Source organism: Cupriavidus sp. 8B (assembly GCF_054589115.1).
In genome coordinates, this window is sequence record NZ_BAAILO010000201.1 from 62,079 (window position 1) to 87,319 (window position 25,241).

At 66.4% G+C, this 25,241-nt stretch carries 20 protein-coding genes and 1 pseudogene; 10 read left to right on the forward strand and 11 right to left on the reverse strand.

The window, feature by feature from the left end; translation table 11 throughout:
- The first annotated feature begins 53 nt into the window (after positions 1-53).
- The 6 genes from ACYP5B_RS19815 to ACYP5B_RS19840 all read left to right on the forward strand — a co-directional run bounded on the left by ACYP5B_RS19815 (position 54) and on the right by ACYP5B_RS19840 (position 5,800).
- Positions 54-1,571 carry a DKNYY domain-containing protein gene (locus ACYP5B_RS19815; protein ID WP_459570860.1) on the forward strand — a complete coding sequence of 506 codons (1,518 nt, stop codon included), beginning with the start codon at positions 54-56 and terminating at the stop codon, positions 1,569-1,571.
- A 69-nt stretch (positions 1,572-1,640) separates the two neighbouring features.
- Entirely contained in the window at positions 1,641-2,693 is a 1,053-nt protein-coding gene (locus ACYP5B_RS19820) for a helix-turn-helix domain-containing protein (RefSeq protein WP_459570862.1), read from the forward strand.
- A 124-nt stretch (positions 2,694-2,817) separates the two neighbouring features.
- The gene (locus tag ACYP5B_RS19825; protein WP_400092309.1) at positions 2,818-4,059 is read left to right on the forward strand and encodes a SpoIIE family protein phosphatase; all 1,242 of its coding nucleotides are present in this window, start codon (positions 2,818-2,820) and stop codon (positions 4,057-4,059) included.
- A 7-nt stretch (positions 4,060-4,066) separates the two neighbouring features.
- Positions 4,067-4,636, forward strand: a complete 570-nt coding sequence (locus ACYP5B_RS19830) for a SiaB family protein kinase (protein WP_318237548.1) — start codon at positions 4,067-4,069, stop codon at positions 4,634-4,636.
- Positions 4,637-4,665: 29 nt separating this feature from the next.
- Positions 4,666-5,055, forward strand: coding sequence for a DUF1987 domain-containing protein (locus ACYP5B_RS19835; protein ID WP_318237547.1), 390 nt, complete (start codon positions 4,666-4,668; stop codon positions 5,053-5,055).
- A 7-nt stretch (positions 5,056-5,062) separates the two neighbouring features.
- A complete protein-coding gene (locus tag ACYP5B_RS19840; RefSeq protein ID WP_318237546.1) occupies positions 5,063-5,800 on the forward strand; it encodes a GGDEF domain-containing protein in 738 nt (245 codons plus the stop codon).
- Between the two features lie 965 nt (positions 5,801-6,765).
- Here the strand turns inward: ACYP5B_RS19840 and ACYP5B_RS19845 are convergent.
- The 7 genes from ACYP5B_RS19845 to ACYP5B_RS19875 form a co-directional block, all read right to left on the reverse strand.
- Positions 6,766-7,713, reverse strand: coding sequence for an ABC transporter ATP-binding protein (locus ACYP5B_RS19845; RefSeq protein ID WP_400092314.1), 948 nt, complete (start codon positions 7,711-7,713; stop codon positions 6,766-6,768).
- Positions 7,710-8,738: an ABC transporter ATP-binding protein gene (locus ACYP5B_RS19850; protein ID WP_459570864.1), complete on the reverse strand. Its 1,029-nt coding sequence runs from the start codon at positions 8,736-8,738 to the stop codon at positions 7,710-7,712. The genes ACYP5B_RS19845 and ACYP5B_RS19850 overlap by 4 nt, the downstream gene beginning before the upstream one ends.
- A gap of 6 nt (positions 8,739-8,744) precedes the next feature.
- Positions 8,745-9,641 (reverse strand): ABC transporter permease, encoded by an 897-nt coding sequence (locus ACYP5B_RS19855; protein ID WP_400092318.1) that lies wholly within the window; start codon positions 9,639-9,641, stop codon positions 8,745-8,747.
- Positions 9,638-10,648, reverse strand: a complete 1,011-nt coding sequence (locus ACYP5B_RS19860) for an ABC transporter permease (RefSeq protein WP_459570865.1) — start codon at positions 10,646-10,648, stop codon at positions 9,638-9,640. The genes ACYP5B_RS19855 and ACYP5B_RS19860 overlap by 4 nt, the downstream gene beginning before the upstream one ends.
- Before the next feature lie 10 nt (positions 10,649-10,658).
- Positions 10,659-12,281: an ABC transporter substrate-binding protein gene (locus tag ACYP5B_RS19865; protein WP_459570866.1), complete on the reverse strand. Its 1,623-nt coding sequence runs from the start codon at positions 12,279-12,281 to the stop codon at positions 10,659-10,661.
- 81 nt (positions 12,282-12,362) lie between these two features.
- Positions 12,363-13,313, reverse strand: a complete 951-nt coding sequence (locus ACYP5B_RS19870; RefSeq protein WP_459570867.1) for an ABC transporter substrate-binding protein — start codon at positions 13,311-13,313, stop codon at positions 12,363-12,365.
- Between the two features lie 20 nt (positions 13,314-13,333).
- Positions 13,334-14,431 (reverse strand): LLM class flavin-dependent oxidoreductase, encoded by a 1,098-nt coding sequence (locus ACYP5B_RS19875; RefSeq protein ID WP_459570868.1) that lies wholly within the window; start codon positions 14,429-14,431, stop codon positions 13,334-13,336.
- A 716-nt stretch (positions 14,432-15,147) separates the two neighbouring features.
- On the opposite strand from ACYP5B_RS19875, the gene ACYP5B_RS19880 reads away from it, so the two are divergent.
- On the forward strand, positions 15,148-16,011 hold the full coding sequence (locus ACYP5B_RS19880) for a hypothetical protein (protein ID WP_459570869.1): 864 nt from the start codon (positions 15,148-15,150) through the stop codon (positions 16,009-16,011).
- A 21-nt stretch (positions 16,012-16,032) separates the two neighbouring features.
- Here the strand turns inward: ACYP5B_RS19880 and ACYP5B_RS19885 are convergent, their stop codons facing one another.
- Positions 16,033-17,415: a lysozyme inhibitor LprI family protein gene (locus ACYP5B_RS19885; protein WP_459570870.1), complete on the reverse strand. Its 1,383-nt coding sequence runs from the start codon at positions 17,413-17,415 to the stop codon at positions 16,033-16,035.
- A gap of 135 nt (positions 17,416-17,550) precedes the next feature.
- Here ACYP5B_RS19885 and ACYP5B_RS19890 point away from each other — a divergent pair, with 135 nt between their 5' ends.
- Both ACYP5B_RS19890 and ACYP5B_RS19895 read left to right on the forward strand, forming a co-directional pair.
- Complete coding sequence (locus ACYP5B_RS19890) at positions 17,551-18,024, forward strand: ATP-binding cassette domain-containing protein (RefSeq protein WP_459570871.1); 474 nt, start codon at positions 17,551-17,553, stop codon at positions 18,022-18,024.
- 31 nt (positions 18,025-18,055) lie between these two features.
- The gene (locus ACYP5B_RS19895) at positions 18,056-18,232 is read left to right on the forward strand and encodes a hypothetical protein (protein WP_459570872.1); all 177 of its coding nucleotides are present in this window, start codon (positions 18,056-18,058) and stop codon (positions 18,230-18,232) included.
- Between the two features lie 67 nt (positions 18,233-18,299).
- Here ACYP5B_RS19895 and ACYP5B_RS19900 read toward each other — a convergent pair whose 3' ends face one another.
- Together ACYP5B_RS19900 and ACYP5B_RS19905 are read right to left on the reverse strand one after the other, a co-directional pair.
- On the reverse strand, positions 18,300-19,070 hold the full coding sequence (locus ACYP5B_RS19900) for a ferredoxin--NADP reductase (protein ID WP_318237806.1): 771 nt from the start codon (positions 19,068-19,070) through the stop codon (positions 18,300-18,302).
- Positions 19,071-19,306: 236 nt separating this feature from the next.
- Positions 19,307-20,542: pseudogene (locus tag ACYP5B_RS19905) on the reverse strand (family 2A encapsulin nanocompartment cargo protein cysteine desulfurase); the annotation flags it as partial.
- A 215-nt stretch (positions 20,543-20,757) separates the two neighbouring features.
- Here ACYP5B_RS19905 and ACYP5B_RS19910 point away from each other — a divergent pair.
- Complete coding sequence (locus ACYP5B_RS19910; protein ID WP_459570873.1) at positions 20,758-21,606, forward strand: class I SAM-dependent methyltransferase; 849 nt, start codon at positions 20,758-20,760, stop codon at positions 21,604-21,606.
- Between the two features lie 34 nt (positions 21,607-21,640).
- Here the strand turns inward: ACYP5B_RS19910 and uca are convergent, their stop codons facing one another.
- Positions 21,641-25,240: an urea carboxylase gene (gene uca, locus ACYP5B_RS19915; RefSeq protein ID WP_459570874.1), complete on the reverse strand. Its 3,600-nt coding sequence runs from the start codon at positions 25,238-25,240 to the stop codon at positions 21,641-21,643.
- Between the last annotated feature and the right edge of the window lies 1 nt (position 25,241).

Below are 25,241 nucleotides of genomic sequence, written 5' to 3' on the forward strand. Positions count from 1 at the left end.
GGGCGGACAGTTTAATATGTCGACCTTGCTCCACCCGGCATCTAAAGCCCCCCATGACCGCATCGCGCCTGCCAACCAACCATCCCTCGTACTTCATCGACGGCGACACCGTGATCTGGTCCCACAGCGACCGGGCGCTCTGGGCCAAGGACGGCAGCCCGCTGCCCATCGCCCACCCGCAGGCGTTCCGCTGCATGGGCGGGCGCTGGTTCACCGACGGCGAGCACGTCATCGTGCAGGCCCAGCAAGGTAGCGGCACGGTCTCCTACTACTTCTACCGGATCGAAGATGCCGACATCGCCTCCTTCGAAGTCCTCAACGAGCGCTACGCCCGCGACGCGCGCCAGGCTTACTTCATCACCGGCAAGACCATCCGCACCCGCAGCCCGCAAGCCTTCCGGCCGCTGGTCTACCCGGACTGGCGCTGGCCGCAGAGCGGCCCACTGGAGCCGGTAACCTGTACGCACGCCTACTACGCGGTGGACGCCGAGTCGGCCTACTTCAACGGCAAGCGCGTGATCGGCGCCGACGGCGCCACCGTGGTAGGCCTGCCGGGCAACTACATTGCCGATGCACAGCACGTCTACTACCTTGGCCAGCACATCGAAGCCGACCGAGCCAGCCTGGTGGTGGCGCCCAACGGCGCAGGCCCGCTGCGCATGACCGACAAGATCGGCCCCATCGACGACGGCAAGCGCAAGACCGCGCTAGACCAGGCCGAAGTGGAGCGCTGGCGGGACTTCTTCACCGCCCTGCCCGCGCTGCAGGACTACTGGTGGCACCGCCTGCAGGCACCAGCCGCATCATCCGCATCAGCGCTCGCAGTGGAATATGACGGCCACCGCCTCACCGGGCTCGATCCGGACACCTTTGCCGTGCAGGAACTGCCCGTTGGCCACGGCCTCGCCGGCGTGTTCTGCGGCGATGCCCATGGCATCCACTGGCTGCACAGGTATAGCCAGAGCGAGTGCGCGTTGACCCCGCTTTCCCCGTGGCCGATCGACAGCCTGCAAGCGCTGGGGGATGGCTATCTCAGCGACGGCGCCACCGTGTTCTTCGCGCCGAACCACTATGAAACGCCACAAGCCCTGCGCAAGGTCGATCCCGCCGGCTTTACCGTGCTGCAGGGCTATTGGGCAAGGGACGCCAGCCGTGCCTTCTATCGCGGCAAGGCTAAGAAGGGCGTGGACCCGTATGCCCTGCGTATCGCAGGCTGCTACGCGTGGGACGACGCCCAATTGTTCTGCGACGACAAGCCGCTCAAGGTGGCCGTGCCGCACGCTGCGCTACAGGTGCCCCACCCCAGCTTCCTGCTGGCGGGCGAGCAGCTCTTCTTCGGGCGCCGGCCGGTCTCGGCCAAGCGCGTGCACCTGCCCACCCTGGAATTCCTCGACGCGGACTTTGCGCGCGACCGCAAGCACGCCTATATCGTCGGCCACGTGAACCTGGTAGTGATCGAAGGCGCCGATCCGGCCAGCTTCCGCGTGCTTGAGACGGGCCGCGCCGCCGATGCGGCGCGCGAGTATGACGCGGCCGCGCTGAAGGAGACGACCGCGCCGGCAACCGACTAGGCACTGAAAGCCATCGGTACAATGCAAGGGACATGGTACGCATCGCTATTTCCTGAACCCGACGCCATCATGACCCAGGCTTACTCAGAAACCGTCAGCCGGATCCTTGCCTCCCATCTGCAAAGGCATACCCATGCGGCCGCGTCCGCCGGCCCTGCCGCCGCCCCGCCGCTCATCGTGCACCAGCATTTCACCGTCGCGAACGAGGCGGTGGCGCTGCAGTTGCCGGCCTGGCGCGATTATGTGGGCCGAATACTCGATGTCCCCCTCTCACGCGCGCAGGTTGCCAGCGGCTTCCGGGGCGAGATAGATACCTATGTGCTCAAGGACCTGACCTACCTGGACAGCCGCACCGACCCGGTAGGCCAGATTCGCACCACCGCGCGCATCTCCACCGACAGCGTGCGCGAATACGTCTTCCACGTGGCCGTGGACGGGATCGCCGAAACGGTGACGGACTTCTCCCGGCAGCGCAAATCGGCCCAGTTCGTGCCGGGCATCCTGGCGCTGGACCTGAGCCAGCCGATGCACATGCACCGCCCCACGCGCGCCCGGGTGCTGGCCTTCTTTGTGCCGCGCGCCACGGTGGAGGCGGCCATCCCCGATGCCGAGTCCATCCATGGCCGCGTGGTTACCTATACCTCGCCGCTGACGCGCCTGATCTTCGATCACGTGACGACGCTCTGCCGCAGCCTGCCGGCGATGCCGGAGGCCGACGCGGCAAAAACCATCCGCGACTGCGCGCACCTGATCATTGCCGCATTCGGCAAGCAAGCGCGCCTCGCCGGCAACGCGCGCGCGGCGGCCCGCGCCGCCATGCTGGAGCGGGTGCAGCGCTACGTGCAGGCCAATCTCCACCAGGAGGACCTCTCGCCCGAGAGCATCCTGCAAGCGTTCCAGCTGCCGCGCCCTACCCTGTACCGGATGTTCGAGCACGAAGGCGGCCTTGGCGCGTATATCCGCAACTGCAGGTTGCAGGCGGCTGCCGACGATCTCGTTCGCCTGCAGCATATCGGCATCGGCGAGATCGCCTATGGGCTGGGATTCAACAGCGCTTCGGACTTTACCCGTGCATTCCGTCGGGCCTACGGCGTGTCGCCACGGGATTTCCGGGGATTCTGACGGCAGGCGCCGGTGGATAGTGCCACCGGCTGCACCAGGATGGGCCGCATGCGCCATATGTCATGTAACCGTCATGCGCGCGCCATACAATCGGCGGCTTCCCAATAGTCCGAATGCCCTGGCGATGCCTGACGTTCCGGTTAACTCACACTTGGCTCGTTCCCGCTTCCGGCAGCCCTGTGCCGAGGATCTCTGCGTCGCCACGCCATCGGTGACCACGGAACAGAACAATCAGGAAGTCCTCGACGTGTTCGGCAAGCACCGGGACCTTGACAGCTTGCCGGTGACCGAGAACGATACGCCGATCGGCCTGATCAATCGTGCAATCTTCATGTCGCAGATGAGCAAGCCCTATCACCGCGAGCTGTACAACCGCAAGAGCTGCATCGCCTTCATGGACAAGGAGCCGCTGGTGGTCGATGCCGCCATGAGCATCGAGGCCCTGACCTTCAAGGCGGTGGAGTATGGCGAGAAAGCGCTTGCCGATGGCTTCATCATCGCGCGCGACGGCCGTTTCCTTGGCATCGGGCATGGCTTGCAGCTGATGCGCGTGGTCGCGGACATGCAGGCCGAGAAGAACCGCCAGATCATGCACAGCATCGACTACGCCAGCACCATCCAGCGCTCGATGCTGCGCCCCTCGCGCGAGGCGCTGGCCAGGACGCTCGGCGACGCGGGCCTGGTCTGGGAGCCGCGCGATGTGGTCGGCGGAGATTTCTATCACTTTGCCGCGTTCGAAGACGGCTGGTTCGCCGCGCTGGCCGATTGCACCGGCCACGGCGTACCGGGCGCGTTCCTGACCCTGATCTCCTCGTCCATCCTGATCCAGGCCATCGAGCAGCGTGGCCCGCGCGACCCCGGCGCGCTCTTGATGGCGGTGAACCGCGGCATCAAGCAGATGCTCGGGCAGATCGATGGCGATGATGAAACTGAAACGCCCGGCTCGAATGATGGCATGGATGCGGCGTTCTTCTGGTTCGACAACACCAGCCGCCGGCTCGTGTTCGCCGGCGCCAAGAGCGCCTTGTTCGTGCTGCAGCCCGGCGAGGAGGAAGGCGAGATCGTGGACGGCGAGCGCATGGGCGTCGGCTATGTCGACACCGGCATGGACTTTGCCTGGCAGAACCGCGTGGTCCAGACCCAGCCCGGCAGCGTGGTGTTTGTGACCACCGATGGCCTGATCGACCAGATCGGCGGCCCCAAGGAAATCGCCTTTGGCAAGCGCCGCATCCGCGAAGCGATCCGCGCAAGCCGGGATGCTTCGGCGGCGCAGATCAACGAGGCCGTGCTGGACCAGTATCGTGCGTGGCAAGGCCATCACCGGCGCCGCGACGATCTCACCTTTTTCTGCTTTCGCGTTCAATAGCACCGATATGAACGGTAATTCGATTGACCATGAATATGGGCCCTTCTTTGAAATGGCCCGGGAACGCAACGTGATCTTCTACTACGTCGGCTACTTCTCCCAGAACATCATCGCTGCGATGTCCGATGCAGTCCGCCTGCAACTGACGGTGAGCGGCGTAGATAGCTCGACCCGGCGCAAGCTGTTTTCCTCGTTCGTGGAGATGGCGCAGAACATCGTCCATTACTCGTCCGACGCGCTCACGCCGCCGACCCAGGACAACAACCAGCTGCGCCACGGCTCGGTGTGCATCTGCATGATGGAAGACCGTTACCGGCTGATGTGCTCCAACCCGGTGGCGATCACCCGCGTAGCACAGCTGCGCGCCGCGCTGGAGCCGTTGCGCACCATGACGCTGGACCAGATCAAGCAGGCCTACAAGGAAACCATGCGCGCCGAAGCGCCGGTGGGCAGCAAGGGCGCCGGCCTCGGATTCCTGACCGTAGCCCGCGACGCCAGCGCACCGCTGGAGTACAGCTTCCAGCCCATCGACACGGACCCGGTATCGACGATGTTCTTCCTTACCGCCACCATCTGAACTACTGAACGGGATCGAAAGGGAAACTGATGGAAAACCTGTTCATTGCCGCCACACCAACCTCGCCCGAGGTGAGCTTTGATTTCAAGCAGCACAGGCTGTCCCTCAAAGGCGAGTCCTATCCGGAAAACGCCGCGGTGTTCTACGGCGACGTGATCCTGCGCCTGCGCAAATACCTGGCAGCCTGCGAGAACACCGAGGTCACCGTGCACGTGGCGCTGACCTACTTCAACAGCTCCAGCACCAAGGTGCTGTTCAGCATGTTCGACGCCATGAACGATGCGGCCGAAAAGGGCAACCAGGTGATAGTGCACTGGTATCACGACGTGGACGACGACACGATCCTGGAATTCGGCCAGGACCTGCATGCCGACTTCCCCGCCATCGATTTCCTCGACCACGCCACCACGGCAAGCTGACCCGCGCATGTCCGAGCCAGATCTCTTCGAGTCGGAAAACAGCGTCCTGGCAGGCGCCAGGGCGGTATTCGGCAATCCCGATGCCGGTGCCCGGGCATACCGCGACACGCTGGGCGAGCTGATCGGCTACTACGAGCGGCTGATGCGCGAAACCCGGCGCCTGATACAGCGCAGCGACCGCGAAGAGCTGGAAATGAACCGGCTCAACCATCGCTTGCAAGACCTGGCCCGCGAGCTGGAATTCCGCGCAACGCGCGACACGCTCACCGGCGCGCTGAACCGCGGCGCCATCATCGAGCGGGCCGGCGCGCTACTGGCCAAGGACAGCCTGGCGCTGATCGTGCTGGATATCGATCATTTCAAGCGGGTCAATGACTCGCTGGGCCACCCTGTGGGCGACACTGTGATCCAGGGCGTCGTCGACTGCCTGGAGAGGACAGTGCAAGGCGCAGGGGTGATCGGCCGCGTCGGCGGCGAAGAGTTCGCGGCGCTGCTGCCGGCGCGCTCGCTGGACGCCGCCGTCGAGCTGGCGGAGTGCATGCGGCTGCAGATCGAGCAGCATGTGTTTCCGGTCAAGGCCGGCCTGCAGGTGACGGCCAGCTTTGGCGTGAGCTGGAGTCCGTCCGGGACGAGTTTCGAGCAGGCTTATGCGCGCGCGGATGAGGCGTTGTATCAGGCCAAGCGGAGTGGGCGGAATCGGGTTGTTAGTTTGCTGGAGGGTGATCTGGTTGTGCCTTTGCATTGAGGGGGGTGATGCTCTGGGCGGTGTTTTATCGCTTCTGGCTGCTGATGCAGAATAGCGGGAGTGGGCGATGTTTTAGCGCTTCTAGCTGCTGGTGCAGAATAGCGTGAGTTGGGTCGTGTTTTAGCGCTTCTAGCTGCTGATGCAGAATGGCGTTAGTGGGCGGTGTTTTAGCGCTTCTAGCTGCTGTCGCGGCTGTACGGTGTTGGCCGTTTTAGAACGTGTGAGATGTCACTTTTCTTTACTCGTAAAGAAAAGTAACCAAAAGAAAGCGATCCTTGCAGGAGGCTGGCGTGGCGTCATTGGGAATCCCAATGGTTTCGTCGTACGGCCCTGGGTGCTAATGGACTCGTGCCGTTACCAGTTTAGACCACGACGACCCAGCCAGTGCCCAGGGTTTCGTGGTGGCCCCCCCGGTAGCGGCCACCACGAATTTCAGGCCGTCTGTCGCTCGCGGAGTCACTGGCCACGAAGTTGCAAGCGTCCCGTTTGCGTCGTGGGCGCGGTGGCACCGGAGAATTAATCCGAGGAGCTCACCACCGCGCCCACCCCACCACGAAACCATCACGGCGTGGTATATCGTGACACTTTGCACCGGTACCGGCAGATGGATGAATGAGCAAGGATGCCGCTACCGAGCAGCCTCACCACGAAACCAGCGTCATTCACAGGATCGTGGCCATTCAAACCGGTAACGGCACGAGTCAATTAAAACCCGGGGCCTGACGACGAAACCACCGGGCTGCGTAACCCCAATAAGCCAGCCTCCTGCAAGGATCGCTTTCTTTTGGTTACTTTTCTTTACGAGGCGAGTAAAGAAAAGTGACATCTCACACGTTCCAAAACCGCCAACACCGTACAGCCGCGACAGCAGCTAGAAGCGCTAAAACACTGCCCAACTCACGCTATTCTGCACCAGCAGCCAAAAGCGCTAAAACACATCCAGAGCATCAAGCAATAACAGCGTCTCATGCAAAGTGACAAGCCACAAAATGCATCGGCGCCCCCTCCCGCAACACCGGCACCTCCTGAGCACAACGCGCGGCAGCCTGCGGGCAGCGCGTATGAAATCGGCACCCGGAAGGCGGATCCAGCGGACCAGGCAAGTCACCTTTTAGCAGGACGCGCTGCCGCCGAGCCTCTGAAGGCCGCGCCCGCGGAATAGCGGAAATCAGCGCCCGCGTATAAGGATGCAACGGCGCCCGCCAGAGCGCATCCCGCCCAGCCATTTCCACCACCTGCCCCAGATACATCACGGCCACGCGATCCGACACATGCCGTACCACCGACAGGTCGTGCGAAATAAACAGGTAGGACACGCCGAACTCCCGCTGCACGTCCAACAGCAGGTTAAGCACCTGCGCGCGCACGGAAACGTCCAGCGCGGAGACAGCCTCGTCGCAAACGATCAGCTCGGGCCGCAGCATCAGCGCGCGCGCAATGCCGATGCGCTGACGCTGCCCGCCCGAGAATTCATGCGGGAAGCGCGACGCCATGTCGGCGCGCAGCCCGACACGCGACAGCGCCCAAGCCACCTGCTCGCGCCGCTCCGCCTTGCCCGCGCGCCGGTGCACGATCAAGGGTTCTTCCAGCGCCCGGCCCACCGTGACGCGCGGATTCAGCGAGGCGTAGGGGTCCTGGAACACCATCTGCAGCCGCGCGCGCAGGCCGTGCAGCGCCGCGCCCTCGGCGTGGGTGACGTCCTGTCCGTCAAAGACGATGCGGCCCGCGTCGCTGCCCAGCAGGCGCATGGCCACGCGTGCCACCGTGGATTTTCCGCAGCCGCTTTCGCCGACCAGCCCAAGTGTCTCGCCGGCCTTGACCGACAAGCTCACGCCGTCGAGCGCGCGCACGGTGCCGGCGGCCGTGCCGAAGTGCTTGACCACGCCGTTGAGTTCGAGCAATGGCGCGGTCATGCGGCCTCCCTTGCCATCATCTGCGCCCTGGCGTGGGGGCGCGCGGCCCATTGCACGGCCTGTAGCGGCGCGTGGCAAGCCGCGCGGCGGCTATCGCCCACCTGGCGCAGCAGCGGCGCTTGCGCGCGGCATACGTCGGCCGCGTAGGCACAGCGCGGCGCAAAGGCGCAGCCCCCGGGCATGTCGAGCAGCGACGGCACGGTGCCGGGAATCTCCGGCAGGCGCGCGCCTGGCGCCAGCTCCTCCAGCGTCAGCGAGGCCAGCAGGCCTTCGGCATACGGATGGGCCGGCGCGGCGAAGAGCGCATCCACCCGCCCTTCCTCCACCACGCGGCCGGCATACATCACCGCGGCGCGGTCGGCGATCTCCGCCACCACGCCCAGGTCATGGGTGATCAGCAGCAGGCCCATGCCGTTCTCGGTCTGCAATGCCTTGAGCAAGTCGAGGATCTGCGCCTGCGTGGTGACATCCAGCGCGGTGGTGGGCTCGTCGGCAATCAGCAGGTCGGGCTCGCAGGCCAGCGCGATGGCAATCATCGCGCGCTGGCGCATGCCGCCGGAGAGCTGGTGCGGATAGTCGTGCACGCGCCGCTGCGCGGACGGGATCTGCGCCTGGTCGAGCAGCGCCACCGCGCGCGCCCAGGCCTCGCGCTCGCTCACCCGGCGGTGCAGCCGGATGGCCTCCGCGATCTGGTGGCCGATGCTCAGCACCGGGTTGAGCGCCGACAGCGGCTCCTGGAAGATCATGCCGATGCGGTTGCCACGGATGGCGCGGATGCCAGCGTCCGGCAGCGCCAGCAGGTCCACGCCGTCGAACAGCACCTGGCCGCCGACGATGCGCCCGCTGCCGCGCGGAATCAGCCGCAGCACCGAGCAGGCGGTCACGGACTTGCCGCTGCCGCTCTCCCCCACCAGCGCCACGGTCTCGCCGCGGGCCACGCTGAGCGTCACGCCGTCAACGGCACGCGCCACGCCGGCGCGGGTATCGAACCAGGTCTGCAGATCGCGAATTTCCAGCAAAGCCATGCTTGGTTACCTCTTTTGCAGATGCGGGTTGAGCGCATCGTTAAGCCCCTCGCCCAGCAGGTTGAACGCCAGCACGGTCAGCACGATGGCGATGCCCGGCAGGCCGCAGATGTACCAGGCGTCCACCACCTGCTCGCGGCCGCTGCCGATGATGGTGCCCCAGCTCATCACATTGGGGTCGCCCAGCCCAAGGAAGGCCAGGGAGGCCTCGGTCTGGATGGCGGTGGCAACCGTCAACGTGGACATCGCCACCACCGGCGGCAGCGCGTTGGGCAGGATTTGGGTCAGGATCAGGCGGGCGTGGCTCATGCCGATGGCCCCGCCGGCCAGCACGAACTCGCGCTCGCGCAGCACCAGGAACTCGGCGCGCACCAGCCGCGCCGTGGGCGGCCACGACACCACGCCGATGGCGAACACGGCAGTGGCCACCGATGGCTTGAAGATCGCCACCAGCACCACCGCCAGCACGAACTTGGGCACCGTCTGGAAGACCTCGGTGACGCGCATCAGCGCCATGTCGACCCAGCCACGGTAATACCCGCCGATAGCGCCGACGGTAATGCCCACCGTGGAGGCCAGCGCGGTGCTGACCAGCCCGATCAGCAGCGATACCCGCGCCCCCGACACCAGCCCGGTAGCCAGGTCGCGGCCCATGAAATCGGTGCCGAGCGGGTAGGCAGCATCCTCGCCCGGCCACAGCATCGGCGGCCCGGCCATCTCCCAGGGGTCGCCGGGAAACCACAGCCGGCCGAATGCCGCAACGAGGGTCAGCAAGGCCAGCAGGCCCAGCCCCAGCAGCGCGCCGCGATTGCGCGCGATGGCGCGCAGCAAGGCCAGCGAGCGCACCGCCAGCGGCGGCAGCGCAGGCAGCGACAGCGCGAACACGATCGATCGAAAGCTCATGACCACCCTCCGGCCTGGCGCAGCTGCACGCGCGCGTCCAGCAGCGCGTACGCCACGTCCACCACGATATTGATCAGCGTCACCAGCAACGAGCTCAACAGCAAGATCCCCAGCAGCAGGTTGAAATCCCGCGCCAGGATGGATTCAAACGCCAGCCGGCCCAGCCCCGGCCAGCTGAACACGGATTCGACCAGCACGGCGCCGGACAGCAGCGATGCCACCTGGTAGCCCAGCATGGTGACCAGCGGCAGCAGCGCGTTGCGCAGCGCATGGACCAGCGTGATGCGCGTCTCGCCCGCGCCCTTGGCGCGCGCCGTGCGGATAAAGTCGGCGCCGTAGAGCTCCAGCATGGCGGTGCGCACCAGCTTGGCGTAGACCGCCAGGTAGAAGGTGGCAAGCGTGAGCGAAGGCAGCACGGCATGCCGGGCCACGTCCAGCGCATGGGCGAGGCCGGTATGCGCCGCGCTGATATCGCTCATGCCGCCGGAAGGCAGCCAACCCAGCTTGGCGGAGAACAGCACGATGGCCATCAGCCCCAGCCAGAAGGTGGGCATGGCGTAGGCCACCAGCACCAGCAGCGAGATCGCGTTGTCCTGCCAGCGGTGCACCCGCAGCGCGGACAGCACGCCAAGCGCCACGCCCAGCAGCAGCGCAATCCCCATGGCCGCCGCCATCAGCAGCAGGGTGGCGGGCAGGCGGCTGGCGATCAGGTCGAACACCGGCATGTTCTGGCGGAACGAGAACCCGAGGTCCAGCGTGACCACGTTCCACAGGTAATGCAGCAACTGGAGGTAAAGCGGCTGGTCCAGCCCGAACCCGGCGCGCAGCTGCGCCATGTATTCCGGCGTGGCGGCGCCCGCCTCGCCCGCCAGCACATCCACCACGTCGCCGGGCGCGATCTGCAGGATCAGGAAGTTCAGCAAGGCGATGCCGAACACCACCGGCACCACCTGCAGCAGCCGGTTGCGGAGAAAGACGAACACCGGCGCGCGCATCGACCAGGCCATGGCGACGGCCTCAGCGCTTGGGCGTGAGCCAGGCATCGGCGTACGAGGCAAAAAGCCCGTCGCCCTGCAAGGCGCGTTTATGGAAGCGCGCGGTCGAGACCGTGACCCAGGTCTGCTCCACCAGGTCCAGCACCGGCACGTCCTCCTGCACGATCTGCTGCCACCGCTTGATCAGCGCCCCTCGCTTGGCCTGGTCGGCCTCGCGCCCCGCCGCTTCCATGATGGCGTCGAGCTGCGGGTTGCTGTAGCCCGAGCCGTTGGTCCACGGCGAGCCCTTGATGATGTTCTTGGTCCAGAACAGCCGCTGCACGCCCAGCGTGGGGTCTGGCAGGCGGTGCAGGCTGGAGATCATCAGGTCGTAGTCCTGGTCGGTAAAGACGCGGCGCAGGTAGCTGGCGGTGTCGCCGCCACGCAGCTCCACCTCCACGCCCACGCGCGCCAGCGATTGCTTGATGAACTCCGCCGGGCGCGTGGCGGTGACGCCGCCGCCGGCATCGTAGTCCAGCGCGATCTTGAGGCGCTTGCCGTCCTTGCCCGGCTTGAGGCCAGCCTCGTCGAGCAACGCCGCGGCCTTCATCAGGTCGAAGCCGTACTGGCGCGTTTCCGGGGCGTAGTAGTTGACCACCGACGACGGCACCGGCCCGGTGGCCGGCTTGCCGTAGCCCAGGAACACGATCTTCAGCAGCGCGTTGCGGTCGATGGCGTGGGCAAACGCCTGGCGCACGCGCTTGTCGCTGAAGTACGGCTTGCGCACATTGAACTGGGTCAGGAAGATGGTCGCGAGGTAGCGGCCATCGTCCAGGTTGATGGTGTATTTGGTCTTGTCCTGGAACTTGTTCAGGTTCGACAGCGGAATGCTGGAGCCCAGCGCCACGTCGATCTCGCGCGCCTCCAGCGCCACCGTGCGCGCGGCGGCGTCGGGGATGAACTTGAACACCACGCCGTCCAGGTAGGGCTGGCCCTTCTGCCAGTAGTCCGGGTTGCGCTCCAGCCGCACGTGGCTGCCCTTGACCCATTCCTTGAAGACGAATGGCCCGGTGCCCACGGGCGCGTTGTTGACCGGGTTGCTCAGCACGTCCTTGCCTTCGTAGAGGTGCCTGGGCAGGATCTGCGCGCCGTAGGTGTTGATGTAGTTGAGCAGGTAAGGCGCGGGCGACGACAGCCGGATCACCACGGTGTGCGGGTCGGGCGTGTCCACTGCCGTGACGTTGGCAAAGGCGGCGCGCCCGAACGGGTGGAGCTTCTTCCAGACTTCCTGCAGCGTGTATTGCACGTCCGCCGCCGTGAAGGGCTTGCCGTCGTGCCATTTCACGCCCTGGCGCAGCTTGAAGGTCACGGTGAGGCCGTCGGCCGAGGTGTGCCACGAGGTAGCCAGCGCCGGCACCGGCTGCAGGCTCAGGTCGTAGCTCACCAGGCCTTCGAGGATCTTGCTCGAGACCTGGCCGATGTTCATGGTGGTGATGAAGGCAGAGGTCAGCAGCGTGGGCTCGGGAGAAACCGCCACGTTGAGGATGCCGCCGGACACCGGCGTGCCGGTGGCCGTCTGCGCATGCGCCAGCGGCAGACCGGAGGGGCCAAGCGAAAGGAGCAAGCCCAGCGGCGCTGCGCTGGCAAGGAAATCACGACGCTTCATTTAGGGTTCCGGGTTGCCGGCATGGATGATGGTGAATTCGGGTGCGGTCAGTCGATTCGCGGGTTGGCTGCTGCAGCCGGTCTATACCGCCAGCGGAAAACTGGTATCGAACGTCGTTCGCACATCCAGGCGCTGTTTGAGCAGGCCGGCCTTCAGGTAGAAATCCGCGGTGCGCTGCTGCTCGGCAATCACTGCCGCATCGATGTTGCGCCACTGTGTATGGCGCCGCTCGAACTGCAGCCGCGCGGCTTCCGGCGCAATGCCGATGATGCGCGCCAGCGCCGCGGAGAAGCCGTCCACATGCTGGTAGGACCACACCTGCGCGCGCACCACGCGCTGCAGGAAGTCGCGCAGTACTTCGCGCTTGGCGGCCAGCGCGCTGTCCGTCGCCGCGAGATAGCTCAGCCCGGACCACAGCCCTCGCCCGCTCACCAGCACGCGTGCGTGCCCGCTGGTCTCGGCCAGGGCCGTGTAAGGCTCCCACGTGGCCCACGCATCGATCGAGCCGTTGACCAGCGCGAGCTTGGCGTCCGCCGGCGGCAGGAAGCGCAGGCTGGCGTCCTCGGGCTTCAACCCGGCCGATTCGAGCGCCTTCAAGGCGACGAAGTGGCCGATGGAGCCACGGTTGGTGCCGATGTTCTTACCGCGCAGGTCCAATGCCGTCTTGAACGGCGAATTGACGCGTACCAGCACAGCGGTGCCGAACGGGTCCGAGCGGTTGGCGCCGATGATCTTGATCGGCGTGCCCGCGGCCAGCGCGAAGATGGCCGGCGCGTCGCCGATCGGGCCGGAATCCACCGCGCCAGCGTTGAGCGCCTCCGCCAGCGGCGCGGCGGCGGGAAACTCCGTCCACTGGATGTCGTAGGCCAGGCCCTTGAGCTCGCCGGCGCTCTCCAGCAGCGCGCGCAGCCCACCCTTCTGGTCGCCGGCCTTGAGCACGGGCCGGCCCTGGGCCGACACGGAAAACGGCAAGGCGCCGCTGGCCGCCGCCAATGCGCCATAGCGCAGGAATTGTCTTCGGGATGCCGTCATGATGCCGCTTGCCATCCCTTTCAGGCTGCCTTGCGGCCGGCACCGGCCGAAGCCTCGCGCTGCGCCACCAGTTCGCGCACGCGGGGAATCAGCTCGCGGCCGTAGTCCACGGCATCTTCCAGCGGATCGAAGCCGCGGATCAGGAAGGTGGTCACGCCAAGGTCGTAGTAGTCCAGCAACGCATCGGCCACCTGCTCGGGCGTGCCGACCAGCGCGGTGGAGTTGGAGCGCGCGCCAGTGAGCTTGGCGATCTCCGTCCACAGGCGCTTGTCCACGCGCGGCCCCTTGTCGGCGGCGGCGAGCAGGCGGCGCGCGCCCTCGCTTTGCTGCGGGCCGCCCTGCCCCAGGCCAGCAGCAAAGCGCAGGCGCCGGGTTTCTTCCAGGATGGCGTGGGCGCGTGCCCACGCCAGCTCTTCCGTCTCGGCCAGGATCGGCCGGAACGACACGGAAAAACGCACCTTCCGGCCATGTTTGGCGGCCTCGGCGCGCACGCGCGTGGTGATGTCGCGCACCTGGTCGAGCGACTCGCCCCACAGCGCATACACATCGGCATGGCGGCCGGCGACTTCCACCGCTGCGTCCGATGCGCCGCCGAAGAAGATCGGCAGGTGCGGCTGCTGCGCCGGCTTTACCTCGGAGTAGCCTTGGGTAAAGCGATAGTACCTGCCCTCATGGTCGAATGGTTTGTCCTCGGTCCAGATGCGGCGCAGGATGCCGAGGTATTCGTCGGTGCGGGCATAACGCGCGTCGTGGCTGAGGAAATCGCCGTCGCGCTGCTGCTCGGAATCAGAGCCGCCGGAGATGAAGTGCACGCCAAGCCGGCCACCGCTGAACTGGTCGAGCGAGGCGATCTGCCGGGCCGCCAGCGTGGGCGCGGTAAAGCCCGGCCGGTGCGCCAGCATGAAATGCACGCGCTCGGTCACGGCGGCGGCATAGGCGATGGTGAGCGTGGCCGACGGGCCGGTGGAGTGATGCGGCACCAGCACCCGGTCGAAGCCGGCGTTCTCGTGCGCCTGGGCAAAGGCCCGCACATAGTCGCGATCCACGACCGGCCCGCTGGCCGGATGGATTTCCGACTGCTTCTGGCTCTGGATCATGCCAATGATTTCCACGCTCATCGTAGGCTCCTCTTCCTGGTTTGCGATGTCCCAAAGCGGCTGCGCACAGGTGCGCTCCGCATGGGCAAAACATGAACATACGCCGTGGATGGGCGATCTTTAAGGAATAAGAACGAGGGTCGATATGCGGTTTTGCGTGGTGGCCGGCAGCGCCCTTGGGGCGTTCCCACCGGGAGCGCCATCTTACCGATAGCGCGGGTTCGGGCAGCCGAAGGCTGAAGCCTGCTTGTTCATCGCTCTCGGCGTATCCCATTGGCCCGGCTTCAGCTAGCCGGCTTTATCAAGTACACTTGCAGTCACATCAGGCCTCGCGGCCTGCCGCCGAACGGGCCCCGTCAGGGCCCCAGACTGCTGACAAACCTGAGGCATTTGCCGAAGCCGCCGAGCAAGCCAAAATACCGCGCGCCATGACGACGGCTGTCTCTCCCTTTCCCCTCAGGGGGAGAGGGCCGGGGAGAGGGGTGGCTTGGCTAGGAGCCACCTGAAGCGAAGCCCGTGGTGTTTTCCAGCACGACGGCGTAAAGAGCGCCCGCCCTCTCCCCCAGCCCCTCTCCCGCGTGCGGGAGCGGGGAGCGCGACAACGCAGATCCGGCTTTGTCAGCAAGCTGCGGCCCCTTCAGGGCCCGTTTTCCTGTTTACCGGCCTGGCAAGCCCAACCTTTTTCCCTTCTCTGTATGGCTCTTCGATTTCGTCCCGCCTCCTGTGCCGGACTGGCTTTGCTTTTTTCCACCCTGGGCGCCGCGCCCTATGCCCAGGCTGCCGATGCCGTCCTGGTCCTGGACCCCAGCCGCCAGCAGGACACGCGTGAAGCCCCCGCGCTGGATCTCGCCATCACCCGGTTTGCCGGCGTGGCGTCCGGTACCTACTACTGGGAGGAAGGCCTGCTTGTGGAGCAGATCCTGTCTGGCCTGCAATCGCGCCCCAACCGGGCTCAGCAGCGACTGCCCGGCGGCCAGCGCCTGCTGTCGTCGCGCCGCCAGTTGTCGGATGGCGCCGAGCGCGCGGCCGTGCTGGTGGACGAGCGCGGCGAGGTGCTGGCCGCGGCGCTGGTGCACCGCGAGTGCGGCAAGCAAGGCCAGACCGCCTGCCGGGTCAGCCAGCACGGCATGCTCTCGGTGTTCCTGCGGCCCGGCGTCGACCGCGCCAAAGCCAAGCCGCTGGTGACGTGGAGCCGCGACGTGCCCGAGGACCTCAAGACCGGCGACGGCGAGAAGATCACCACGGTGGAGACCATCACGCTGGATGCCAGCCGCACCGGCGGCAGCCCGGTCAAGCTCCCCGCGGGATTCTCGTCCCAGGTGCCGCTGTACCCGAAGGCGATCGTCCATCGCACCGCGCAGGACGCCTTGAGCGATGCCAAGGCCAGGCGCGTGCTGAGGCTGCAGACCACCGACAGCATCGAGCAGGTGCTGGCCTTCTACCAGCAGCTGACGCCGCCGCTGGAGGATGCGGAGTCCGACGCGGATGAGCAGTCCGGCTATGTGATGGGCACGCGCAAGGGCGTGGCATTCTCCGTCAACCTGAAGCAGGTCAGAGACTTCCCGACCATCACCAACATGGAGGTCGAGATCGGCGAATGATTCGCCTGCGCGGGAGGCAGGCTACATGCCGTTGTCGCCCTCCACCTTGCCGATCGACGCCTTGATCCCGACAGCGGTGCGCAAGCCCTTGACGGAATACGTCTGCGCTTGCGCATCCTCCTCCGGTTTGCGCAACCACAGTTGCGCGAAGAGGCCGTCCTTGGGTGAATAGCCGCCAAACCAGTCGACCAGCTGCCCGATGTAGCACTGGCGCCCCACCCAGACGGGCATATCCCCCACGATTTCAAAGGTGTAGTGGCCCGGGCCGTAGCTGTAGTAGGCGCCGCGGTCATCGCCCTTGACCGTGTCCGGGACCGGGCAAAGGGGCTTGTCCATCGTGCCGACATCGCGCGCTACCTCGCTGCTCACCTGGCCAAGCGCGCGCGTCAGGGCGCCATGCAGGGTGCTGTCCAGCGTCGTCACGGTGCCCTTCTCTTCATCCTTCTGGACCTTGGGGATGGAGAGCTGGTAGCGGTAGTGCACAGAAAGCCTTGGCACCTCGCCAACCACCGTCAGAGGCCTGAGCAGGTAGAGGTTGTCCACCCCGTAGTAGCTGCTGCGGTAAGCGACATACACGCGTCCGCGCAGGCGGACCCAGTCCGCCGCCTGGTTGGCGCCGCGTCCGTTGAGCGAGTAAAGGTAGCCGCCCTCCGACCCGTCGGCGCCGGCAAATCTGCCGCCCTCGCGACGCAGCGCGCTCACGTACGAGAACAACCCGGTCCCGCCGGAATAGGTGTCGACGATGAGGTCGCGCTGGCCGTCGCCGTCGATATCCAGCAAGGTGTAGGACGCAAAGCCGTTCTCGCCGCCGGCATCGATGCCGGAGGCCTGCAAGGCACGCCATTCGTCGCTGGTGACGCCTGTGGGGCGCACCTTCGGGAAATGCGCGTCGTCGTCCGGCTGCTTGTCGTCCTTCACATTGCCGAACGTCGTCAGGCCTGCCTGGATCCGGATCGCATCGAGGGCTTTCTCGAGCGGGAACACCGGATCGGCCTTGCGCTGGGCTTCCACGGCCTGGCGCAGGTCCTCCAGCGCCTGCCGGTCCACGCTGTCCGGCTTGTAGGCGGTGGCTTCGCGCAGCTGCGCCTGCAAGGCGGCAAGCCGCTCGTCGTATCGTGCATGGATGCAGCTCTTGTCCGCGCCACACTGATCCCGGGTCTTCAGCCACGCGAGCTGGGCCTGCCGTAGCGGGGCCCGCTGCCGGGCCTGGGCGCCAGCGAGTTTGCCATACACGGCCGAGAGCTTGCTATCGAGCCGGCGCAGGTCCTCATTGGCGCAGATCGCAATCTCCGTGCCGCTGGCGGCGCGGTCGCATTGCATGCCGGCCGGCGCTGCCTGTGCGGCAGGGACATACAGCGCCAGCAAGGCGATCAGCGAGGAGCCATTCCTGATATTCACATTCACAACGCGCGTTCTCTTCCGGGTGGTTTTAGCCTGAGAAGGCCCGCAGGCACTGCCTTCTCAACAAGCGAATATGGAAGCGCAATATGCTTCTTTGTGCCGATGCGCACCGGCCGGTAGTCTAGCAAGTCCTTGTTCATGGCGAGCCTGCCGCTACCACGCTATGCGCCGAAGTTTCTCCGCGCTGCCCAACGATGCCATCCCGCCGAGCCCGCCATACGCTTCAATCGGTACCCGCACCAGTTCTCCGGCGGCATGCGCCAGCGCGCGGCCATTGCGCTGGCGCTGTGCGGCGAGCCCGGACTGCCGATTGCCGACGAGCCCACCACTGCGCTGGACGTCTCGGTGCAAGCCCAGGTGCTCAACCTGATGCGCGACCTGCAGGACGAATTCGGCCTGACCTACCTGCTGATCAGCCACAACCAGGCGGTGATCCGCCAGCTATGCGACCAGGTGGGCGTGATGCAGCGTGGGCAGCTGGTGGAAGTCGGGCCGGCGGATGCGGTCTTTGCCGCGCCCCGGCATGGCTATACGCGGGAGCTGATGGCGGCTGTGCCAGACGTGGGGCGGGTACGGGGGTTGCCGGTGCCGGCGGTGGCCGCGGTGGCTTAGTGATGGCGCACGGCAGCGAAGGAGCGCAAGCATGACGCAAGGGAACCAGAGCTGGACGCGGAAATGGCACGGGCGTGCGGGCACAGCCGCCGGCGCGGCGGGGCTATACCTGTCGCTGGGGACGGAACTGGCGTGGATGCAGCTGGGAGGTGTCTTCCTGACCACCCTGGGGATTCACTTCTGGGTGATGTCCCGCCAGCGGGATTGAGCGATCACCGGGGAGTCCCGGCGATCGTCATGGCGTTACGGCGTCAAGAGATCAAGTGCCGGAACGCTTAGCCAACAAATGCCTTTTCAAGCACAAAATGGCCCGGCTCGCTCATATTGCCTTCCGTGAATTGCTGCTCGGTCAGCATCGCGCGGATGTCCTTGAGCATGTCCGGGCTGCCGCACAGCATGATGCGGTCGTTTTCCAGCGAGAACGGCTCCACGTCCAGGCGCTCGAAGAGCTCGCCGTTGGCGATCAGGTCGGTGATGCGGCCCTGGTTGTCGAACTCTTCGCGGGTCACGGTGGGGAAATAGACCAGCTTTTCGCGGATCAGCTCGCCCAGGTGCTCGTGCTGCGGCAGGTGTTCCTGGATCAGTTCGCGGTAGGCCAGTTCCTCGACGAAGCGGCAGGTGTGGGTCAGCACGACCTTGTCATAGCGCTCATACACTTCCGGGTCGCGGATGATCGACAGGAACGGGGCCAGGCCGGTGCCGGTGGCCAGCAGCCACAGGGTCTTGCCGGGCAGCAGGTTGTCGACCAGCAGGGTGCCGGTGGGCTTCTTGCCGACGAAGATCTGGTCGCCTTCCTTCAGGTGCTGCAGGCGCGACGTCAGGGGGCCGTCGGGCACCTTGATGCTGAAGAATTCCAGCGTTTCCTCGTAGTTGGCACTGGCGATGCTGTAGGCGCGCAGAAGCGGACGACCGTTCACTTCCAGGCCAACCATGGCGAACTGGCCGTTTTCGAAGCGGAAACCGGGGTCGCGGGTGCAGGTGAAGCTGAAGAGCGTGTCGGTCCAGTGGTGGACGGAGAGGATGGCTTGCTGGTTGAGATTGCTCATGAATAAGGCGCTGTATGCGCTGGATGGCGCCGGCGTCGGTGGCCTGTTGTGGCCTGATACCAAAGGCTTGGCGGTAGCTTGCCGGTTACGTTCAACAAGGCGGGCTCCGGTCCGAAGGCTGGAAAGCGCGCCGATCAAGGTGAGAAGATAGCGGATTTTAGAAGAAAACGCAGGGCGCGTCCCGATTCATGCAAATTCAGGGGGGTTATAAGCCCCACGCCCCGCGTTTTTGGCCCCTAGTGGCGCCCGGAAAGCCGCCTGACCACTGAGATCAACCGGTCCACCTCGTCCGTGGTGTTGTAGAAGGCCAGCGACGGCCGCACCGTGGCCTCCACGCCAAAGCGCCGCAGGATGGGCTGCGCGCAGTGATGTCCGGAGCGCACGGCGATGCCTTCCTCGTTGAGCGCGCGGCCCACTTCCTCGGGCTCAAAGCCCTTGAGCACGAAGGACAGCACGCTGGCCTTGTCGCGCGCCGTGCCCACCAGCCGCACGCCCGGGATGGGCTGCAGCAGGTGGGTGGCGTACTCCAGCAGGTCGTGCTCGTAGCGGGCGATGTTCTCGATCCCCACCCGCTCCACATAGTCCAGCGCGGCGCCCAGCCCTACCGCATCGGCGATATTGCCTGTGCCGGCCTCGAAGCGGTTGGGCGGCGGCTGGAACACGGTGCGCTCGAAGGTCACGTCGGCAATCATGTTGCCACCACCCTGCCAGGGCGGCATGTCCTCCAGCACCTCGCGCTTGCCGTAGACCACGCCGATGCCGGTAGGCCCGAACACCTTGTGGCCCGAGAACACGAAGAAGTCCGCGTCGATAGCCTGCACGTCCACCCGCATATGCGAGACCGACTGCGCGCCGTCGACCAGCGCGCGGGCGCCTGCCCGGTGGGCCAGGTCCACGATTTCCTTCACCGGCACTACGGTACCCAGCGCGTTCGAGACCTGGGTCACGGACACGATCCTGGTGCGGTCGTTCAGCAGCCGGCGGTACTCGTCCAGCAGCACCTGCCCGGAATCGTCCACCGGAATCACCCGCAGCTTCGCCCCGGTCTGAGCGGCAAGCTGCTGCCACGGCACGATATTGGCGTGATGCTCCAGGTGCGAGACGATGATCTCGTCGCCCTCGCCAACGTTCTGCACGCCCCAGGTCTTGGCGATCAGGTTGATGGCCTCGGTGGTCCCGCGCACGAAGATGATCTCGTCCGGCGAGGACGCGCCGATAAAGCGCTGCACCTTGCTGCGCGCCGCCTCGTAGGCATCCGTGGCGCGCCCGGCCAAGGCATGGGCGGCGCGGTGGATGTTGGAGTTCTCGTGCGCGTAGAAGTACGAGATGCGGTCGATCACCGCCTGCGGCTTGTGCGTGGTGGCAGCGTTGTCGAACCAGACCAGCTGGCGGCCGTTGAGGCGTTCCTGCAGGATCGGGAAATCGCGGCGGACGGCGTTGACGTCGAATGGCACGCGCGCCGAGGACGAAGCCCACGGCAACGTCTCCTCCTGCCCGCGCCCATGGCCGTACGTGCCCTGCCCGCGGGATTGAGAACGAATAAAAACGCATTTCCAAAGACGCTTCCTCCTGCGCGGCAGGCGGCAACCGGGGCGCAGTTGCCAGCCGGCTTGACAAACCGGCCGCGCTGCATCCAGATTCAGGGGCGGCTACGGATAGCCACCACTCACCTTCAGCAAGGAATGCCATGACTCCCTCCCCTGCCCGGCGCCGTTTCGTGCGGCAAGCCCTGCTGCTGGCAACGGCCGGCACGCTGGCCTGCGCGGCCAACGCTGCGCCCGCCACCGGCGACGACGCACTCGCCGCCGCCATTGCCGGCCCGCAGCGCAGCGCCGCCAGCAAGGCCCGGGACGTGTATCGCCATCCGCTGCAAACCCTGCAGTTCTTCGGCTTGCAGCCGGACCAGACGGTGATCGAGATTGCGCCGGGCGGCGGCTGGTACACGGAGATCCTGGCGCCGGTGCTGCGCGACCACGGCAAGCTCTATGCCGCCCATTACGATGTGAGCGCCCCGAACGCGAGCGAAGAAGGCAAGCGCTCAAGGGCGAACTTCGAGAAAAAGCTGGCGCAGGACCCGGCCAGCTATGGCAAGGTCACGGTCGGCACGCTGCCGGTGCACGCCTTTACCGATATCGCCCCGCCGGGTGGTGCCGACCTGGTGCTGACCTTCCGCAACATCCACAACTGGATCAAGGACGGCCACCTGGACGACAGCCTGCGCGCCTTCTACGCCGTGCTCAAGCCCGGCGGCGTGCTGGGCGTGGAGGAGCACCGGGCCGCGCCGGGCACGTCGCTGGAGCAGATGATCGCCACCGGCTACGTCACCGAGAACTATGTGATCGACCACGCCCGCGCGGCAGGCTTTGCGCTTGCCGGGCGCAGCGAGATCAATGCCAACCCGCGCGACGACCACGACCATCCCGATGGCGTGTGGTCATTGCCGCCCACGTTGCGCGGCGGCGAGCGCGACCGCGCGAGCTTCATGGCCATCGGCGAATCGGATCGCATGACGCTGAAGTTCATCAAGCCGCGCTGAGCCGCGCCTGTCAGGCGATAGGTCAGGCGATAGGTCAGGCGATCGACGCGAGACGGTCGCCTACCTTGATCGTCGAGCCCGCACGGCAACGCATGGCCGACAACGTCCCCGCCACGGGTGCCCGCACGGTCAATTCCATCTTCATTGCCTCTACCACCAGCAGCGGCTGTCCAGCCCGCACCTGCTCGCCCGGCTGCACCAGCACCTTCCACACGCTGCCGCTCATCTCCGCCGTCACGGCGTGACCGTCGAGCTCGTCATGGAGCAAGGCGGCCGGAACCTCGATGGGCGCGGCGTTGGCCTCATGGACTTTCCAGTGCGCAACCTCCGCGCTGAATGCCGCCTGCTGCCGTGCCTGGAAAGCGGCAATGCTGTCCGCGCTGTCCACCAGTGACTGGCGGTACGCGGCATAGTCGAAGACATCGTGCTCGATGCGCACCGTGGCCCGCCCCTCGCGGAAGTCCTCGCGCAGCCGGTCCAGTTCCGGCTCTGCCACCGGGTAGAACAGCACCTGGTCAAAGAAGCGCAGCAGCCACGGCGCGCCCGGCTCAAACACCAGGTTCTTGAGAAACTTGTTCCAGATCGGCAGCGTGCGCCCGATCAGCTGGTAGCCGCCCGGGGAGTCCATGCCGTAGATGCACATATAAACCCCGCCGATGCCGACGGTACCTTCCGCAGTAAAGGTGCGTGCCGGGCTGTACTTGGAGGTCAGCAGCCGGTGCCGCGGATCAAGCGGCACGGCGCAGGGCGCGCCCAGGTAGACATCCCCCAGCCCCAGCACCAGATAGCGCGCGGAGAACGCGATGTCCCGCACCTCGTCGCGATGCGCCAGGCCGTTGATGCGCTGGATGAAGTCGACATTGTTCGGCAGCCACGGCGCATCCGCGCAGACCGTCTCGCGGTAGCGTTGCACGGCATCCAGCGTGGCGGCGTCCTCGAAGGCCATCGGCAGGTGCACCACGCGCGTGGGGATCTTCAGCGTGGCCACGTCCGGCAGGCTGGCCTCGATGGCAAGCAGCGCCTCGATCAAGGCCGCCTGGTGAATGCGCTGGCCGTCGTAGCGCACCTGCAGCGAGCGCACGCCGGGCGATAGCTCCAGCACGCCGTCTACCGGCTGCGCCTTGAGCGCTTCCATCATCAGGTACACCCGCAGCCGCAGGCCGATATCGAGCACGTTCTCGCCGTACTCCAGCAGCAGGTAGCCATCGCCCGCCTGACGGTAGGCAATGGCCGGGTGATGCCCGCTGGCCGCGCGCCCGGCGAGGATGGCGGTGGCACGCGCCGGCGCCGGCAGCGATGGCGCGCGCGCTGTTTGCCGCAGCCCGGCAATGTCCTGGTCCTGGGCCGCCTGCAGGGCACGCGCGGCATCGAAGCTGATTGGCCGGAAGCGGATCCGGTCGCCCGGCTTGACCTGGCCGACTTTCCACAGCTCCGCTCTGGCGACCGTCACAGGACAGACAAAGCCGCCCAGGCTCGGGCCGTCGTTGGTAAGGATCACCGGGAAGTCGCCGGTGAAATTGATGGCGCCGATCGCGTATTCGCAGTCGTGCACGTTGGATGGGTGCAGCCCCGCCTCGCCGCCATCGCGCCGCGCCCATTCGGGCCGGGGCCCGACCAGGCGCACGCCGAGGCGGTTCGAGTTGTAGTGCACTTCCCAGTCCGTGGCGAAGAACGTCTCCATGGAGGCCGGCGTAAAGAAATCCGGGGCACCATGCGGGCCGTACAGGACCGCGATATCCCAATGCTGGCCGTAGGCCGGCATCAGCGCCGCGGGTGCCGCCTGCGGCTGCGTCATGGGTGCTTCGATGCCGGACCCCGCCAGATGCGGCTGGCCGATCGGGAGCATATCGCCTGGCCGCAGCGTGCGCCCGGCATGCCCGCCGAACTGCCCGAGCGCGAAAGTGGATCGGCTGCCAAGGTAGACCGGCACGTCAAAGCCATTGCGCACGGCAAGATAGGTGCGGCAGCCTTGCGTGGCCTTGCCGAGCGCCAGGACCTGTCCCGGGGCTACGCTGATCGGCGCCCAGAACGGGACATCCATCCCGTCGAGCGTCGCTGCGCAAGGCGCGCCGGTCAGCGCCACCAGGGCCGCGCTGTGAAAGCGCAGGCGTGGCCCCACCAGCGTGCATTCGAGCCCGGCGGCGCCGGGGTGATTGCCAACGATGCGGTTGGCCAGCCGGAAAGCGTAGTCGTCCATCGGCCCGGACGGCGGCACGCCGACATGCCAGTAACCCATGCGGCCGGGCACGTCCTGGATGCTGGTGTAGGTGCCAGGCTCCATCACCTCGATGACTGCCGGCGCGTAGGGAAAGCTGTCGAGCATGTGCGTGAAGGCCCGGCCCGCGGAGAACTCGGGCGAGTCGACGATCTGGCGCAGGTAGTCCAGGTTGGTGGCGATGCCGCAGAGGCGCGTGGCGGCCAGCGCTGCCGCGAGTTTTTCGCGCGCGGCTTCGCGGGTGGGGCCGTGGACGATCAGCTTGGCCAGCAGCGGATCGTAAAAGGCCGACACCTGCGTGCCGGTCTCGACCCACCCGTCGACGCGCACGCCATCAGGAAAAACCACCTCGGTCAGCGTGCCCGGCGAGGGCTGGAACTGCTTGAGCGGATCCTCCGCATAGAGCCGCACCTCCATGGCCACGCCCTGCGGCGGCCGCGAGATGGCGTCCCAGTCCAGCGCATCGCCCGCCGCCACCTTCAGCATGCAGGCGATCAGGTCCAGCCCGGTGACCAGCTCGGTCACGGGATGCTCCACCTGCAGCCGGGTGTTGACCTCGAGGAAGTAGAACGCCTCCTGCTCCACGTCGTAGATGAACTCCACCGTGCCGGCAGACCGGTAGCTGACAGATTCGCCCAGCTGGATCGCGGCCCGATGCAGCGCATGGCGCGTTGCCTCGCTCAGATGCGGCGCCGGGGTTTCCTCCACCACCTTCTGGTTGCGGCGCTGCGTGGAGCAATCCCGCTCGCCCAGCGCCACCACGCGGCCCGCGCCGTCGCCGAAGATCTGCACCTCGATATGCCGCGCCCGGTCCAGGCAGCGCTCGATAAAGACCCCGCCATCCTTGAAGAACTGCTCGCCCAGCCGCTGCACGCTGTCAAAGGCCGCGCTCAGCTCAGCGTCGTTGGCGCAACGCGACAGGCCGATGCCACCGCCACCGGCGGTGCTCTTGAGCATGACGGGATAGCCGATGCGCCCGGCCTCGCGCAGGGCTTGTTCCAGGCTGGAGAGCAAGCCAGTGCCCGGCGTCATCGGCACCCCCGCCTGCGCCGCCAGCTCGCGCGCACGGTGCTTCAGGCCAAACTCGCGGAGCTGGTGCGGCGTCGGGCCAATGAAGACCAGTCCCGCCGCGTCACAGGCCTTCGCAAACTCCGCGCTCTCCGACAAAAAGCCGTAGCCCGGAAACACGGCTTGCGCGCCGGTATCCAACGCAGCCTGCAGCACGCGCTCGGCCACCAGGTAGCTATCCGCCGCGCGCTCGCCGCCAAGCGGCACGGCCACATCGGCCAGCCGGGCATGCGCGGCATTGCGATCGGCATCCGAATACACGGCCACGCTCTTGATCCCCAGGGCACGCAAGGTGCGGATGGCGCGCACGGCGATCTCGCCACGATTGGCGATCAGTACGGTATGGAACATC